At 56.9% G+C, this 17,175-nt stretch carries 8 protein-coding genes; 3 read left to right on the forward strand and 5 right to left on the reverse strand.

Features of this window, described 5'->3' with window-relative positions; genetic code table 11:
* Nucleotides 1-33 precede the first annotated feature (33 nt).
* Nucleotides 34-2,310 carry a S9 family peptidase gene (locus tag AC5S3R_RS00875; RefSeq protein WP_494264717.1) on the reverse strand — a complete coding sequence of 759 codons (2,277 nt, stop codon included), beginning with the start codon at nt 2,308-2,310 and terminating at the stop codon, nt 34-36.
* 395 nt (nt 2,311-2,705) lie between these two features.
* Between AC5S3R_RS00875 and AC5S3R_RS00880 the strand changes: the two genes are divergently transcribed.
* The 3 genes from AC5S3R_RS00880 (at nt 2,706) to AC5S3R_RS00890 (ending at nt 7,811) form a co-directional block, all read left to right on the forward strand.
* Nucleotides 2,706-6,062 (forward strand): TonB-dependent receptor, encoded by a 3,357-nt coding sequence (locus AC5S3R_RS00880; protein WP_494264718.1) that lies wholly within the window; start codon nt 2,706-2,708, stop codon nt 6,060-6,062.
* Nucleotides 6,063-6,198: 136 nt separating this feature from the next.
* On the forward strand, nt 6,199-6,960 hold the full coding sequence (locus tag AC5S3R_RS00885; protein WP_494264719.1) for a copper homeostasis protein CutC: 762 nt from the start codon (nt 6,199-6,201) through the stop codon (nt 6,958-6,960).
* A 65-nt stretch (nt 6,961-7,025) separates the two neighbouring features.
* The gene (locus AC5S3R_RS00890) at nt 7,026-7,811 is read left to right on the forward strand and encodes a DeoR/GlpR family DNA-binding transcription regulator (RefSeq protein ID WP_494264720.1); all 786 of its coding nucleotides are present in this window, start codon (nt 7,026-7,028) and stop codon (nt 7,809-7,811) included.
* Between the two features lie 32 nt (nt 7,812-7,843).
* Here AC5S3R_RS00890 and AC5S3R_RS00895 read toward each other — a convergent pair whose 3' ends face one another.
* From AC5S3R_RS00895 to AC5S3R_RS00910, 4 genes are all read right to left on the reverse strand, one after another.
* Nucleotides 7,844-9,715, reverse strand: coding sequence for a tetratricopeptide repeat protein (locus tag AC5S3R_RS00895; protein WP_494264721.1), 1,872 nt, complete (start codon nt 9,713-9,715; stop codon nt 7,844-7,846).
* Nucleotides 9,690-10,730, reverse strand: a complete 1,041-nt coding sequence (locus AC5S3R_RS00900; protein WP_494264722.1) for a tetratricopeptide repeat protein — start codon at nt 10,728-10,730, stop codon at nt 9,690-9,692. The genes AC5S3R_RS00895 and AC5S3R_RS00900 overlap by 26 nt, the downstream gene beginning before the upstream one ends.
* A 104-nt stretch (nt 10,731-10,834) precedes the next feature.
* A complete protein-coding gene (locus AC5S3R_RS00905; protein ID WP_494264723.1) occupies nt 10,835-14,578 on the reverse strand; it encodes an outer membrane beta-barrel protein in 3,744 nt (1,247 codons plus the stop codon).
* Nucleotides 14,579-15,040: 462 nt separating this feature from the next.
* The gene (locus tag AC5S3R_RS00910) at nt 15,041-16,705 is read right to left on the reverse strand and encodes a tetratricopeptide repeat protein (RefSeq protein WP_494264724.1); all 1,665 of its coding nucleotides are present in this window, start codon (nt 16,703-16,705) and stop codon (nt 15,041-15,043) included.
* Nucleotides 16,706-17,175 lie beyond the last annotated feature (470 nt).

A 17,175-nucleotide genomic window follows, 5' to 3' on the forward strand; every position in this document is an offset into this window, starting at 1 on the left:
ACGAGATGCGGGCCTTTTGTATTTGCTTGAGTTTTATCTTGCACCCGGTGGAACGTGGTCCATCAGATATCGCGCAATCAAGCTGTAAACATGCAGCGACGTGCCTTTCCCTTCATAAATCCCATGCGTCCGGTTGGGATAATCCATGAAGTCGAAGGGCTTGCCCAGCTCAATGAGCTTGTTGAGCAGCAGTTCCGTGCCCTGGTAGTGAACGTTATCATCACCAGAGCCGTGAACGATGAGCAAGTGGCCTTTAAGCCCGTTGGCAAAGGTAATGGGCGAGCCGTCATGGTAGCCCTTCTTGTTTTCCTGCGGCAGGCCCATGTAGCGCTCCTGGTAGATGGAGTCGTAATGGGTTTCATCAGCCACGGGAGCCACAGCAATGCCCGTTGAATAGACATTGGGATAGCGGAACATGACATTCAGCGTTTGCGAGCCGCCGCCCGACCAGCCCCATATAGCCATGCGCGAAGTGTCAATATAGCTGCGCTGCGAGGCAAGCCACTGGATAGCCGCCGCCTGCTGTGCCGAAGCCGCTAAGCCGATGGCTCCGTAAACGGACTTGCGCCACTCGCGGCCCTTCGGCGCAGGCGTGCCCTGGTTATCAAACGTCAGGATGATGTAGCCCTGCTCCGCGAGGAACTGATGGAAGAGCGCGCCGTTGCCGCCCCATGAGTCGCGAGCGGTGGCACCGGCGGGTTCGCCGTAGACCTGCGTAAACACGGGATATTTCTTCGTGGGGTCGAAGTTGGGCGGCAGAATCATCCTGCCGTCGAGAACGACACCGTTGCCAACCGGAACCTTCAGGAACTCAGGCTTGGTGAGAATCGGCTTAACTTTCGCGGCGAGTGCGGCGTTGTCTTCCAGCACGCGAAGCGACTTGTGCTCTGGCAGCGAGATAATCTCAAAGCGGTTAGGCTGCAGATAGCTGTTGTAAACATGCAGCGCAAACTTGCCGTTTTCCGTGATGCGGTAGTTGTGCCAGCCGGACTCGTCCGCAGGCGTAACGCGCTCCGGCGTGCCCGAGCCGTCAAGATGAGCGCGATAAAGATACTGCCGCACCGGATCATTGGGCGAAGCAAGGAAGTAGAGCCAGCCGTGGTCGTCATCAATGGAGACAACTTCCACAACATCGCCCTCAAAGTGTGTAATGAGCGTGGCCTCGCCGGTTTTGCGATTCACACGGTACGCATGCCGCCATCCGTCGCGCTCGCTTACCCAAAGCAGGTCCGGCTCGCCGGTGCTGCCTGAGTGAATCCAGTCCAGCGGAACAATATCCACCCACGCCTTGTCGGTGTCTTCAAAAAAGAGCTTCGCATCGCCGGTGGCGGCGTTGGCAAGCATCAGCTTGGAGTCCTGCTGCAGCCGGTCGAGATATTCGACAAGCACTTCCTGCCCGTTGCCGGCCCACTCCATGCGGGCAATGTAATGCTGGCGCGGATCGCCTTCCAGCTTCACCCACGTAGTCGGTCCGCCAGTGACAGAAACAACGCCCGCCCGCACAGCAGCGTTCGTGGTGCCGGGTTGCGGGTACTTGTACTTGAATGTTTCAGGGTACTCCGCGCGAGTGTCATTGATAAGCGTGTACTCGCCAACGCCCGATTGGTCGAACTGCCAGTAGGCGATGGACTTGGAGTCAGGCGCCCAGCGGAAGCAGTTGCGCAGGTCGAGCTCTTCCTCATTCACCCAGTCGGATGTGCCGTTAATAATGTCCGCCGAGCCGTCCGTGGTGAGCTGCGTAATCTTTTCCGTCGCCAGGTCTTCCACGTAGAGGTTGTTCTGCTGCACCCATGCGGCCTTCGTGCTGTCGGGCGAGATGGTGGCAAACATCAGCGAGGACTCTGGCGCATTCCCGCCGAGTTTGAAGAGGCGGTGCGCGCCTGAGTCGAGAATCCAGTAATCGCCGCGGGTATTTTCACGCCACACGCGCTTGGAGTTGGTAAAGATGAGCAGCTTCTTCTTGTCCGGCGACCACGAATAGGAGTCAACGCGAAGCGGCTCTTTTGCATCAGACGGAATAAGCGCTGCGGCTGGGACAAGAACGGAGCGCTTGCCGGTTGCCGTGTCATAGGCGGCAATGTCCTCGCTCTTTTTGTCAGCGGTGGGCTCAAGAACGGTGTAAATCTCACCGCCATTCTGGAAGTCGAACTGCACGCTTTTGGAGGCGAAGGCTCCCTTGTTGAAGAGCTGGTCGAGCTGCTGATGCAGGTCGGGCGTCTGAGCGGATGCCTGGGCCGGGGCATGCATCGGCAAAAAAGTGGATGCCAGCGCAAAAACTGCCAGCACGCGGTAAGACCGAGAGAAAAACACGGCAAATGCCTCCAAAAAAGTGGGAAACGGGCTTGATTGCGCGGGGATGCGCGGGTCCGTGCCTCTGATTATAGGCTTCGTCACATCAAGGGACTTCTTAAGAGCTGTGCGGCCCCGAGCTATGGGAAATGGAAGATGCACTTTCAGGAGAATTCTGAAAATGAAATAAACGTGCATTTAAGTGCCCTAGTAAATGCACAATATGGACACTTTTTTGAAAAATATGCTCATTTTCTATGGACAACCCTATCGATGTTCACGTAATTTTCTTCATTGATGAAGCTGTAATGCGATTTACCAGTACAAACAACATTCGAGAATCTGAACCAGTGAGGCTAGCGATGAAACAGATTTGTAGAAAGAGGCTTGTTGAGGCTGCGGTAGGAGTGGTTGCAATGCTCTTGCTTTGCCTGCCTTCGGCATGGTCGCAGAGTGTGACGGGCGCGATTACGGGCACCGTGACCGACCCGAGCGGCGCAGTGGTGGCCGGAGCGCACGTAACGGCGCACAACGTAGCAACCGGAGTGGACACGCCCACAACGGCGAACGGAACCGGCGCTTACCACATCGACTACCTGCCGATTGGCCGCTACACGGTTAATGTGGATGCTCCCGGCTTCAACTCTCAGGCGATTCCGGAGTTCTCGCTGGAAACGCTGCAGACCGTTACGTTCAATGTGAAGCTGGCGGTGCAAGGCTCGAATACGTCGGTTGAGGTCTCCGCCTTTGCGCCGATTCTGCACACCGACGACTACACGCTGAGCGGCACATTTACAGAAAACACGATCAAGAATTTTCCACTGAACGGCCTCGATTTCAGCGCGCTGACACTATACACGCCGGGCGCGGCCAGCACTTATGGCAACACGGGCACTAACGTGATTGAGCGCAGCACGTACAACAGTGATTCCGTGAACATGAACGGCAACCGAGCACAGGCGAACAACTACACGCTTGAAGGTATCGATATGAACGAGACCTTCAACAACCTGATCTCGTATACACCCTCGCCGCAGGCGCTGGCAGAGGTGCGCGTACTGACGGCGAACACGCCTGCTGAGTTCGGCAACGTGAACGGTGCGGGCGTGGTGAGCGTGCTGAAGAGCGGTACAAATCACTTTCATGGCTCGGCATTTGGCTACGTGCAGGACTACCGTCTGAATGCCAACTCATGGCAGAACGGAAACCACGCGGTGGTTAATCCGACCAATCCTTTCTCGCAGGACCAGTTTGGCGGCACGCTGGGCGGCCCGATCTTTCACAACAAGCTGTTTTTCTTCGTGGATTACCTTGGCAACCGCTGGCACACGGGCGGCGATGCTTATGAAAGCGTACTCACGGACCGCATGCGCGACGGCGACTTTTCGGAGTTGCTGACGAATGGCAATAACATCCAGCTTTATGATCCGTTAAACGGCAACAAGCCTTATGCAGACAACAAGGGTGTGCAGATTCTGAACCCGGTGGCGAAATTCCTGCTCTCGAATCCGGACTTGTATCCGAAGGCGAATATTGCGCCAACCGATAATATTGCCAACCAGAACTACGTTGGACCGCAGCGGAATTACAAGGCGAACAACCAGGGCGACATCAAGCTTGAGTACGACATGAACTCGCGCGATAAGCTGACGGGCTTCTACTCGATGTCAACCGCATATGACGGCAGCACGCCGGTGCTGGCAATCAGCTTCACTGGACCGAATCTTTATCCGACGAAGCTGACGGGTGCGAACTGGGTGCACACGTTCTCTCCCTCTCTGGTGAACTCAGCGCGCATTGGCTTTACTCGTACAGTATGGGCGCAGAACTTCTCGGTGGATTCGACGGGGCAGTTTGGCGATACGGGCAACCAGAAAGTGGGCATTACGTTCCCGAACCAGGACCTGCCGGGCTACTCTGGCCAGAGCATTAGCGGCGGCTTGTTTGCGGGCGGCAACCCGGTGTACGGCGGCGGGTTGGTTGACAACACCTACAGCTACATCGACGCGTTGAGCTGGCAGAAGGGCCGTCATTATCTGACCTTCGGCATCTCCGCATTGCGTTATCAGAACAACTATCCCACGGCGAACAACAACGGCTACCTTGGCCAGCTCAAGTACAAGGGGCAATTCACTGCTGATCTGACGGGCGCAAATACCAACTCCGGTTACGGCGGCGCGGACTTCCTGCTGGACCGTGTTTCCGAAGCGGCAGTTACGTTTGCCAGCGTGAACGTAGGACAGCGCCAGTGGCGCACGGGCTTCTATGTCAACGACGACTTTAAGCTGACGCCAAACCTCACGCTGAATTATGGTTTCCGCTATGAGCTGGACCAGCCCTGGGCGGAAGAGAACAACAAGACGGGCAACATCGACGAAGCAACTGGACAGGTTATCTACGCGCATGCGGTTCCAGCGGGCGCTCCGGCCGGCTCGGGCCTCTGCAAAAACAGCGGCTGCTACAACTGGAGCCTCCACCAGTTCATGCCTCGCTTTGGCTTTGCATGGCAGGTGAACAACCGCTTTGTGGTTCGCGGCGGATACTCGGCTACGAGCTTCTTTGAAGGAAACTCGGCAAACCAGCGCCTGACTTCAATTACGCCGTTCATTCAGGCGATGGATGTAAATGTGAACCAGCCTACGGTTGGGAACATCACCACGCCGCTGACGACCGCGAATGCGTTCAGCCAGTCGGCACAGGCGGGCGGCACGTACAACGTATATCCGCAGAATATGCAGCCGGCGTTCATTCACAACTACAACCTGACGCTGGAGTATGCACTGACCTCTCTGCTTTCACTGCAGGCTGGATACGTCGGTGAGAGTGGCCAGCACATTGAAGACTATGGCAACATCAACCAGTACAAAATTCCGGGCGACCCGACTTCGGCTCCGTTCTACAACAACCAATACATCGGTTGCCAGACGGCGGCTGCGACGGCAATCTGCAACAATCCGTTGCTGGTGACCGAGTCGCGCGCCATGATGAACTACAACGCGCTGCAAGTGATTCTGCGTCAGCGCCAGTCGAACAGCGGACTTGAGTACACCATCAATTACACGTATGGCAAGGCGATGACGAACAGCCTTGGCAACTACTCGCTGAACGTGAACGGCTACTCGGGTGCGTTCCAGAACTACTATGACAGCGCGGCGGATGACGGTCCGGCGGGCTATGACATCAAGCACAACTTCAGCGGCACGGCAGTGTACTCGCTTCCGCTGGGACGCGGAAAGAAGTACTTCGGCAACATGAACCGCGTGCTCGATGAGGCGCTGGGCGGTTGGCGGCTATCAGCAGTAGGCATGCTGTATACCGGCTTCCCACAGACGCTGACCACAAACGTGAGCAGCAACACGAACAGTTATGGCACGGAGCGCGCGAACCAGTATCGTCCGCTGCATATCCGGCACCGTACGCTGAACAACTGGTTTGGCGATGATCCTTCGGCTCAGCCTTGCCAGGTTGCGGGTGTGGACAACGGAATATGCGCGTTCGGCGCGCCAGCGCAAAACAGCTTTGGCACGTCGAGCAACGGTTCGGTGCGCGGGCCGGGATTCCACGATGTGGATATGTCGATGATGAAGGACTTCCATATCTGGCGCGAGCACACTGTCGGCTTCCAGTTTGATGCGTTCAACGCATTCAACATTGTGAGCTATGGCAACCCGGACACGGGCATTAACAACTCCACGTTCGGCTATATTGCGCAGGAGAACCAGATTCGTTCGACGGAACGGCATCTGCAGTTCTCGCTGCACTACAACTTCTAACTGGAACCACGAATTGCGCAGTGCCATTCAGTGCTGCGATTGGAACCCGGATTTTGTTGCTGGCTGTGCAATGCAGCGGCAAAATCCGGGATTCTCATGAGCATCAAAAGCAGGGATCAGAAATTTGCAGGCAGTTATGGAATTGGAAATCTGTGTCGAGTCAGTGGAGCACGCAATTGCAGCGGAAAAAGGCGGAGCCAACCGGCTTGAGCTTTGCAGCGCGCTAAGTGAAGGCGGGCTTACGCCCAGCCTGGGGATGATTCGCGCAGTGGTACAGGCGGTTGGGGTTGGTATATACGTAATCATCCGGCCACGCAGCGGAGATTTTCTATACTCCGATGCAGAGTTTGCGCTGATGCGCGAAGATATCAGGCTTGCTCATGAAGCAGGGGCCCGCGGAGTAGTGCTGGGTCTGCTGACAGCGGGCGGCGCAGTCGATGTGCAGCGTACGCGTGAGCTGGTAAAGGCCGCCAACGGAATCGATGTGACCTTTCACCGTGCCATTGATATGGCCCGCGACCAGGAAGAAGCGCTTGAAGCAGCGATAGAAGCGGGCGCGACCCGCGTGCTCACTTCCGGCGGCGCAAAGACAGCCCTACTTGGCGCGGAAAAGATCGCCGCAATGGTGCGCCGCGCCAATGGCCGCATCGGTGTAATGGTGGGCGGCAATGTAAGGCCGGACAACGCACCGCAGATTGCAGCAGTCACCGGCGCAAGCCAGTTCCATGCAGCGCTGCGCGCCGCTGTGCCTAGCCCCATGGTCTATCGCAACGCGGCGTTGCATCTTGGCGACGACATAACCGCGGAGTATACGCGGAATATAGTGCTCGAGAGCGACGTAGCGCGCCTGCGTCATGCTGTGGATATGGCGGCTGCAGCGCACGTGCCTGCGGTGTAGGGTTAGGGCATTACAATCAACGGGACCGCTAACGGAACTCCAATAGCGGCACGAATGGCACGACGATGTCCTCAAAAACAGACCAACGCGCGAACGAGATTTTGCGGCTGCTTCTGCGGCAGCCGAAGACTTCCATTGAAGAGCTGACCAGGCTCTTCGATACTTCTGCGGCAAGCATTCGCCGAGACCTGGTGCGGCTGGAAGAGCGCGGTCTTGTGCATCGCACGCATGGCGGAGCAATGCTCGCAGGCAAAAATGTCTACGAGCCGTTCCGTTTTGATGCTTCCTTCCGTGAGCGTGAGGACCGCTTTGCGCAGGAGAAGCTCCGCATTGCGCAAGTAGCGGCGGGACTTGTGGAAGAGAACGAGACCATCGGCTTTACCGCCGGCACCACGACGACCGAAGTAGCGCGCAGCCTGCGGCATCGCACCGGCTTGCACATCATTACCAATGCCGTGAACATCGGCATGGAGCTGGCCTCCAGTAGCGGCCTCGACACCACGCTGACCGGCGGAAGCATGCGTTGGCTCGGCGCATTCTCGCTAAGCGGACCAACGGCCATCGAGTCGTTGAATGTAGTGATAATGGACCGTGTCTTTATCGGCGCCACGGGGATTGACGTTGAGCGCGGCGCAACGACAATCGAGCCGGATGAAGCCGCGGTCTTCCGCGCCATGGCACGAAGAGCGAAGCAAGTGATTGTCGTAGCCGATTCAAGCAAAGTGGGCATGACCAGCCCCGCAGTAATCTGCCCACCGGAAGACATCGATATTTTGATTACCGATGACGGTGTAAGCGACGAGGCAGTGCGAGCTTTCACACAAAGCGGAATCAAAGTGATGAGTGTTTAGCTCCTGCAGCGAGTCAATCTCCAGCCTGCCTTTTAATGCTGTGCCGTGAGTGACATGGCTTTGGCGCGCTCGGCTGTGGCCTCATCTCTGCGCCCCTGGCGATCATAAGCAAGAGCAAGCTGCGTATGCGGGTCAGCAAAGCTGGGGTCGGCTGCAATGGATTCCTGATAACGCGCAATCGCCTCGGCAATCTGCCCGCGCAGCAGGGATTGATTGCCTGCGTTAAGCGCAAAGCTCGCGCGCTGCCGATTGACTGCAGCTTGCGAAAGCGTGGCACCCTCTTTGCGATAGTTCGCAGCCTGCGTTCGCAGGTTCTGCATCTGCGTGCGAAGCTGCTCTGCTTTTGCATTATCGCCAGAAGATGCAGCCTCGTCTGCCTGTGTGGAAAGGTTTGCGGCTTGCTCGGCGAGAACTCCAGCAAGCACAATGCGCGGACCGGGTTGGTTAGGAAGCAACGGTATAGCTTTTTCGAGAGCAGTGCGAGCCTCATCAAGGTGGTTACTCTGCTTGAGCGTGCTGCCAAGAATCGACCACGCGTTGCCGTTGTTCGGCTGCAGCGCCACAACTTTGCGAAGCTCCGCGACGGCCTCATCCATCTTGCCCATCTGCATGTAGAGAATGCCGAGCGTGTAGGGAGGATCTTCAAGCGAGGGATCAAGCTGCTCTGCGCGCACCAGTTCGGCTGCGGCATCATCCAGACGGTCTTTGAACTTGTAAGCAAGCCCGAGGTCGTAATAAAGCTGCGGGTCGTTGGCATCAAGCGCAAGTGCTGCTTTGAAGTCATTGATAGCGTCATCAAAAGCGTTGAGCTGGATATGCGCAACGCCCATGTTCTTCAGGATGGATGGACTCTTCGGCGACTCAACCTGCGCACGTTGCAGGTAAGGCAGCGCGTCCTTGGCTTTGCCGGTGAGCGTCATGGCAAGCGCAAGATTTGCAAGGATATCGGAGTTGTGTGGCTCGGCCTCAAGCGCTTTTTGAAACCACGGAATCGCTTCTTCCTGCCTGCCTAATCGCTGCAGAGACATAGCGAGATCACCCGCAGCACCGGGCTGCGTTGGGTTAAGCTTCAGCGCCTGTTGCAGAGCGGCTGCGGCCTGCTCATCCTGTCCTGCCGCGGCAAGAGTGCGTGCATATTCGGTGAGTGCTTCCGCATTGGGTGGCTCGTGATGCGCAAGCGGTTCAAGCGTTACGAGGGACGCAGGCACATCGCCGTGTCGGCGTTGCAAAATGCCTAAGTGGATGCGCGCTGGTACGTATGTGCCGTCTTCCGCAATGGCGCGTTCAAAGGATACTTGAGCTTGCTCCCAATGCTGAAGCTGCGCATGAAGAGAGCCAATAGCGTCATCAAGATCAGCGCGAGGCCCGGCATTTTGTTCTTCTGTTTGAAATTGCTGCAGCGCTTCATCACGCTTTCCTGTTGCAGCAAGAGCGCGTGCGTAGTTGTCGTAAACAGTGGCGTCCAGCGGTTGCGAAGAGAAATGAATGGCTGCTTCAAAGTGCGGAATAGCCTGCGCATTCTGGCCGGATTGCGCAAGTGCAATTGCCAACGCGGACTCAATATCGGGGTTGTTGGGCTTGAGTGCTGCAGCCGCTTCAAATTCAGAAACAGCTTCCGCAGGTTTGTTGAGTTCAATGAGTACAGTGCCAAGCGCCTGGTGGCCTTCCGCAATGTTGGGCGCCAGTTGAATCACTTTCACGAAGTCAGCGCGCGCCTCTTCCAACTGACCGGCCTGCCGTGCGGCAAGCCCGGCGCGAAAGGCAGCACCCGCGTCTTGTATTGCTTGCTGCGCAGCAGGCGGCGCGGCCTGCCCCAGGGTAAACGCACCGCCAAGCGCAAGCACCGCGCCGGTAACAGCCGTGCGAAGCGCGCAGTGTTCAGTTGGAAGGCTTGTTCGCTTCATCCAGATGAAGAATGTCCATCACTTTTTCAAATTCGCGGTTGGAGTTATCCACCTGCCCGAGGCTTTTATATGCCTGGCCAAGCAGGTTATGGGTGATGGAATTGCCAGGGTCCATTTTCTCTGCACGCAACAGGTACTGGATTGCCTGCGCGGGTTGGTTGAGCTTGATGAGCGTTTGCCCAAGCATGATGTAAGGGCCAGTGGATGCGGGCTCCAGGAGCACGGCGCGGTCAAGCGCCTGCAACGCTTCGGGATAGCGGCTGGTGCGCATGTAGGCATCGCCAAGGCGGTCGTAGACTTCGCCGCTGAGTGGGTTAACGGCAAGCTCTGCGTTGAACTCGCGGATGGCGTCAGGCACGTTGCCGAGCGACAACGAAATTTCTCCCAGAAGCTGATGCGCACGCGGAAGTGAGGGATTGATTGCAAGCGCCTTCTTTGTCTGTGCAATGGCGGCTTCGCGATTGTCGTGCCGCAGAAAGAGGCGTCCGGCCAGCAGATACGCTGCGGCGGAATCGCCGGGAAAGCCGTACTGCGCGGCAAAGGAGTGGCGCGCTTCATCAAGGCGATTCAATTCGAGATAACAGAGCCCTAGCGCATACTCGGGGTCTACATTGGCGTTGGTTACGGTCGTATGTGCTTTTTCAAGATAAGGCAGAGCCTCTGCAGGGTGGCCCATGCGGAAGAGCGAAATACCGGCCATCTCCATGGATTCGTGGTCGTCGGGGTCTTGCATGGCGGCCCGCTTGAAGCTCTCAGCAGCCTGCGGAAGCTGCTCTTTCTGGTAATAAATCATGCCGCGAAGATGCTCAACGCCTGTGGGAACGGGCGTTTGCGCAGCCAGTTGATTGAGTATGTTGAGCGCCTGGTCGAGGCGGCCTTTGGCGGCGAGTTGCTGTGCATCCTCAAAGGTCGAGCGATTGGCAGTGGTGCTATCAAGCGAGATTCCGGAGTTCTGAGCGAGCGCAGGGAATGCTGCAACGCAAAGAAAGACTGCAATGGTGGGCAGGCGGCGCATTATCGAGAAGTGTAGTCCGTGTATGGAGGGTTTTGCTACTGCTTGAGCGCACAAAGGGGGAGCATATGCTCCCCCTTTGTGGTTCGGGTTATGTTGAGCGCTTCTTAAAATTCGACGCGCAGGGAGAATTCAAGCTGGCGCGGGCCGCAGTTTCCGTTAGGAACGCAGCCTTGCGCTTCGCTGTTGATGGGGCCGGTGCCGAAGATATCGTTATTGTTCGGGTTGCCAGCGTTGATGTGGTTAAAGACGTTGAAGGCGTCCATGCGGAACTTGACCGCTACCTGCTCCCAGATAGCGAAGGACTTGGAGATGGCCGCATCGTCGCTATAGAACGAAGGGCCTTTATAGGTGTTGGCTCCCGCGTTGCCGATTACGCCCAAACCGGGGTAAGAGAACAACTGCGGTTGTGACTCCCAGAAGGTATTTGTCTTGGTGCCGCCAGTGTTATAGGTGGCGCTCGACAAATGTGTCTTCATGCGGCCGTAGGTGTTGGGGCGGCAGGGTGCCGCAGTGCCGCCGACGTTGTGGTTGCAGTCTTGATCTCCGCCAAAGTTGCCGTAGTTGATGGTGAACGGCAGGCCGCCAGCCCAGTTCAGAACAGAGCTTAGCTGCCAGCCGCCTATCAGCAGATCCATGGCGTGGTTAACGTTCGAGGCATACGTTCTGCCTCTGCCGAAGGGAATGTCATAGGTGCCGAAGAGCACAAACTGCTGCGCCCTGACGTTGGGGTCGCGCTGGTGAACAATGTGCTTATCCCATGTGGAATAACCGCCGGACTGATCCCACGCGTTGGCCCATTCATAGTTGGCGTTAAAGGCGAGGCCCTTCCACATCTGCTGCGCCAGCGAAACCTGCAAGGCGTCGAACTCTGTATTCAGGTCATCGCTGTAGTAGCTGATGCCCTGCGTCCATCCGCACATGCCGGGAACAATGTTGGGCTCGTTGATCGGTGTTTTATAGTTCGGATCTGTACAGGCCGGGAGTGTGCCACCGTAGTAACGTTGGAGGAAGTTCGCATTGGAGACACCGCCAGAATAACCTGGAGGCAAAACGGATGAGCCTCCGAGGCCATTTGGATCCCAGTGTAGAGTTTGCCCGGTAACGCTCTGCGCTCCGGGCAGCACAAGTCCTGCTTCATTCGGATTGGTGTTGTTGTTGTCACCGTCGCCAAGGTTGTGAGTGCCCTTATTACCCACGTATGCGATGGTAAGCGAAGTTGTAGGCGTGAAGGCCTGCTGCACGCTCAGGTTCCACGCATCAATGGTGGGGAAACGTAGCGGGTTGGGACGCGCTTTCGGACTTGTGTCGGTAGCCTGTGCCGGTAGGAGTCCACTGGATGGCACGACGGGGAAGGGATAAGCGGGCGGTCCTTGTTGTGTCGGATTGCCAGGGCAGGTCGCAGACCCTGGGCCAAGATTAAATTCGCAATCTACGCTACCGCCGGGCTCGTTGAGCTGCTGGTTGGCGAGCACTGGAAGATTCTGCGTAACGACGTGACCGAAGATGGAGCCGAAGACGCCAGTGTCAAAGCTGCGTCCGTAACCGGCGCGCACTACGGTCTTGGGGCTGAACTGGTAAGTCAGGCCAATGCGCGGATCGAACATCTTCTTGTAGCTCAGGCCCCATCCCATGTTGGAGGAAACATTGCCGATGCTGGCAACGTGCAAATAGCCATCGTTGATGTTCATGAGCGCGCCATGTCCCGGACCGTTGACAGTCTCAGGGAAGTAAAGCTCATAGCGCAATCCAAGGTTGAGAGTGAGTGCATGGGTTGCGCGCCATGTGTCCTGCGCGTAGAAGAACGTGCGCTTCTGGAACTCCTTGGCGTTGGTTTCGTCGTAGGCCTGATTGCCAACGTAGCGGCCAAAGCTCGGAACAAGTCCCATCGCCAGCGTGGCCCAGCCAAGGCCGTTCGAGCCTCCATTCGATGTTGGTCCAGTCTGGAAGTTCATCTGGCCCGCGCGGTCCGTGTCCGAAGGAACGCGAAGGTTGCGCCCGTAGCGAAGATCAGCGCCGACTTTCAGGCTATGGTTGCCCATAATCTTGGTCCAGTTGTTGACGATCTGGAACTGGTCTTCCTTTTCCGTGAGTGGGCAGTTGCAGCGGTTAATGCCAAGGCCGCCACCGATGAGCGAAGTAGCTCCGCTGAATGGCGCATTGATTTCAAATCCCGGCGCGCCGGAGGTAAAGTTATCGCCAAGGTTGATGCCCGGAATGCCAAGCTGATTCGCAAAATCAACGCCCTGGTCAAATTTGGTGTCGATGATGTTGTAGCGATAGTAGCCAAGACGGAAGTCCGTCAGCAGCTTGGGATTGATCGCGATATCCATGCCCGCAGCCACGCTGTCATTGGCTCCCGTGGAGTTGCCGCCATAAGGCGGAGCGCCCAGGCCAAAGCCGGGACCGCCCGCGTCACCGAACATAACCTTGCCGGAGAGCGTATCCGTAAAGCGCGTGAAGCGCTCGAAGATATGCGCGCTCTGGTTGAGCGTAAAGTCAACGCGCTCTGTCCACTGGTCGCTGTTAAAGAGGCCAGTGCCGCTGGCCGCGTAGTTGTTTTCAATCGAGGCAAGCCCCGTGGTGGCTTGGTTCGGTTTGTAAGGCTGCATGATCTTCAGCAGTGCCTGCGCCTGCGGAGAAACGAGTGCCATGGGGACTACGTTTTTCTGGAAGGCTGCATCATAAGAGGCGTTGCCGGTGTTGTTATAGATAAGCTGCGTGGTTCCTTTCAGCTTGCCTACTGTTGGATCACTGTAGACCGCCTCATAGTCACTGAAGTCGCAGCCTGGGATTCCCATGGGGCCGACGGTTTGGCCAAGGCAGGTGCTGACCATCTGCGCCGTGGGAACGGTATCGGTGTTCGAGACGCCAACCTTCTGCCGCTGGCCTTCATAGTTGAAGAAGAAGAAGGCGCGGTCTTTCCAGATAGGTCCGCCAATGGTGCCGCCAAAGCGGTTCTTCAGTCCCGGAGGCACAGAGGCCGGCACGCCATTTGCATCGGTAATGTAGTTCGGCGCCTGGCTGTACGGATCGCGTGCAATGTTGCTGTTACCGGTGCGGAAGTCGTAAGCGTCTCCGTGGAACTGGTTCGTGCCGGAGCGCGTCTGCGCAGTCATAACAGCCGAGACGGCCTTGCCAAGCTCAGCGTCAAAGTTCTGCGTAGTGATCTTGGTTTCCGTAACCGCGTCCGTAGACGGATTGACCACGATAATTCCCAGGATCGGGTCCTGGTTATCGGTGCCGTCCAACTCAAACGCCGTGCCGCCAAAGGCCTGTCCATCCACCTGGATCTGTTGCGACCCCTGCGGGTTTTCATCGGCAGCGTGAGACCAGCCAAGCTTTTGCGCGCCGGGCAGCAGAAGCTGCAGGTTGGTAAAGTTCTGGTCGCCGATAGGAAGGCTTGAAACCTGCTGCCGGTCCAGGGTCAGCGCCACATCGGCGCGGTCTGTCTTGAGCGTTGGTTCCTGGTCTGCGTTCACTTGTACGGTTTCCGTGCCGCCGCCTACTTCCAGCGCGGCGTCAATGCGCGGGGAAGCGTCGGCGAGGACCTGGATAGCTTTTGTCTCGGAGTTCTTGAATCCCTTGGCGGATACTTTTACGTCGTAGGTGTCTGGGATAAGGTGAGGAACGCTGTAGTCTCCGGTTGCATTCGACGTGACGGTGAAGACGGTGCCTTTGGACTCGTCTGTCACTACAATGGTTGCGCCTGGAATGGCGCCTCCGCTCTTATCCGTCACTGTGCCGAAAATTGAACCGTAGACCGACTGTGCCCACGCATGCGCGCTGAGCACGCTCATTGCACAGGCCACAATGGCCAGCGCAATGGCTTTCCGCTGCATATTTTTCATACGGTCTCCTGGGTATGCCTCATATTCTTTTGTTTTTCTGTACTTGTTTTTGTTACCGGCCGAGGCATGGCCGATTGTGGTTTTTTTGTCCACCTCCTGAAGTCGAGCAAACAAACGACCTGGGATTAAAACGCTCCGGGTGGAGCGCAAATACGCACAAATTAGCGAAGACGAGAGAGCTATCTCCCTGAAATGCTGGAACGTTACTCAAAACAAACAAGTCGTGTCAACACCGAATTTGGTAGTCCATATGGGAAATGAGGGTAAATTCAACTCGTTGTCAGCAAAGCGCACAAACGATTGAGTCGCGATTCCAGCAGTGCAGCGAGCATAAAACGATTTATTTCTCCTGCCTATTGCTTTGGAGCAAAATTCCTACCAAAACAGAAACTCTTTCAGAATGGGGCAATCTTTATAAATATTTTAGAAATAGTATCCGCGTGGTGAATAAGCAGGAGGGGGCTACCGCGCCGCGCAAGGCTGCTTGCCTGTTTCGATAGCGTCGAGCATGGCGTGGGCGCGCTGGTTGTCCGGCGCAAACGCAAGAATGCGCTGAAGTACCTGCTCTGTGCCGGAACGATTGGCTGCCTGGCATTCCACCACGGCAAGGTTCAGTCCCGCGTTAATCTGCGTAGGATCACGCATGAAGACTGCCTGCCAATGCTGGATAGCTTCGCCGGAATGATGCTGTCCGGCTTCCATGAGCGCCAGGTTTCCCTCCGCTAAAGAGTCATTGGGATTGATAGCGAGAGCTTTGCGATAGTCATCCCTTGCAACAGTCAGGTTGCCGCTGACCTGCTCAAGAAATCCCAGTTGCGAAAAGACCTCATAATCATGCGCAGCCTCCGGCAGGCTTGCCACCTTGTGCAGCAGGGTGAGCGCACGCGTTCCGGCGTCGCGGTCGCCACGTGAGGCAAGCTGCGCATAGGCAAGACCGAGGTCGCGATCGCTTGCAGCATTGCCGCCGACAGAAACCAGCTCTCCGGTGCTGACTACGGGAAGCGCCTTCGTGCTGGCGCGGCGCACAATCCAGTGGTCGGTTACTTGCTCGTGCGCAATGTCGTTCGAGGGCGGGCGGCTCATGTGGCAGGCCGTGCAGTCAGGGTTCTCCGCATGATGGCCAGCGGCAAAGCCCACCTGATTGTGGCACTGCAAACACTTGGCACGATAGAAAGCAACACGCTGCCCAGGCGTAGGAGTGCTGTGCGGATCGTGGCAAGTGGTGCAGGTCATCTTGTCCCCGGAAACCTGCTTACAGCGGCTGCGCAAAAGAGCTTCCCACTGGCTGGTGGCGCGTCCGCCTGAGCCGGCCTCGCTTTTATGTACAAAGAAAGCGGTGTAGTCAAAGATGTTGTCGCCGGGGCGAAACTCTTCTGGCCGCTTGCCAGGCCGCGTAACTGCCACCTGTCCCTCCAGATGGCAGGACAGGCAAACCGAATCGCGCTGCACCGGGCTGAGCGTGTTGATGTTGAGGAGCGAATTCCTGCCATTCGAAGCAATGTGCGTAGACGCATCCCCATGACAGGCCGCGCAGGTAATGCCGCCATGCGCAAACGGCGCAGCCGCGTAGTGATTCCGCGCATCGGGCAGGGAAGACGCGGCGTTCGATGCATGGCAGGTAAGGCAACCGGGGTCAACCGGCAGCGTCAGCGGCATCTCATGCGTGCTCTGGTAGTTGGGAGCCATATCCCAGAGTTGCTTCTTCGCATACCAGTTGATAGGGATCTCAAACCAGTACCCCTGCTGCTGAAAGAGATAAGTGCGCCCGCGATGCCCCGAGCCGAGAAAGTAGACAAGCTGTTGCCTCCCGTTCAGTGCCGCATTGGCAGCAGATACAGCCGCGCGCTCGTAGCTCAGCCACACGTTGTTGTTCTCTTCGTAGATGCGATAGTGCACACCGGAAATCTCGTGGCGAAAGTCAGCAGGCAGAAATCCCTTGCGCGCCAGCCCGCTGGCATTGGCCATGGGCGTAGTGCGGTAACGCTCATAAATTTCGCGGTGGCATGCAACGCATGCGGCATTGGGATCGCCGCTCTCCTGCGATGCGGCGAGGAGACAGCCAAGGACGAGAAAGAGAAGAGAGGAACAACAGAATTTCCACGCGGAGAAGTGGACAAGGCGCTGCACGGCATAAGCATACAGCGCCGCAAAGCGACGTGATGCCCTGGTTCTCCCCCCAAGAATAATTGGTGTCATCCTGAGCGAAGCGCATTGGGGTAGGCGGAGCGAAGGATCTGCGGTTGCCTTTTCCAGTCCGGCCACAACTCGGGTGCCCCCCGATCCCTCGCACTTGGGGACCGGGGATACCCATACTGCCAGTCCCTCCGCATCAAGCCCTCCCTCCGCCTGTGGAAGAATCCTGTCAAGCCCCACGAACGAAAATATTTTCTAACTCACTGATTCCATTAAGCAAAATTCTGAGCCAAGTTTGCGCTCAATTATGGTCATTTATGCCAAACTAAAAATAAGTAAACAAACGGCCCGATTCCAAAGGAATCGGGCCGTTCTGTTTGAAGGACCAGAAAAGGGTACCCCCTCCCCCCTCTTAACACTGGGACTGTAAAGAAAGGAGCAAACAATGCAGCAAAGGACACGTT

This window comes from Occallatibacter sp. FHG110214_02, from assembly GCF_059115385.1.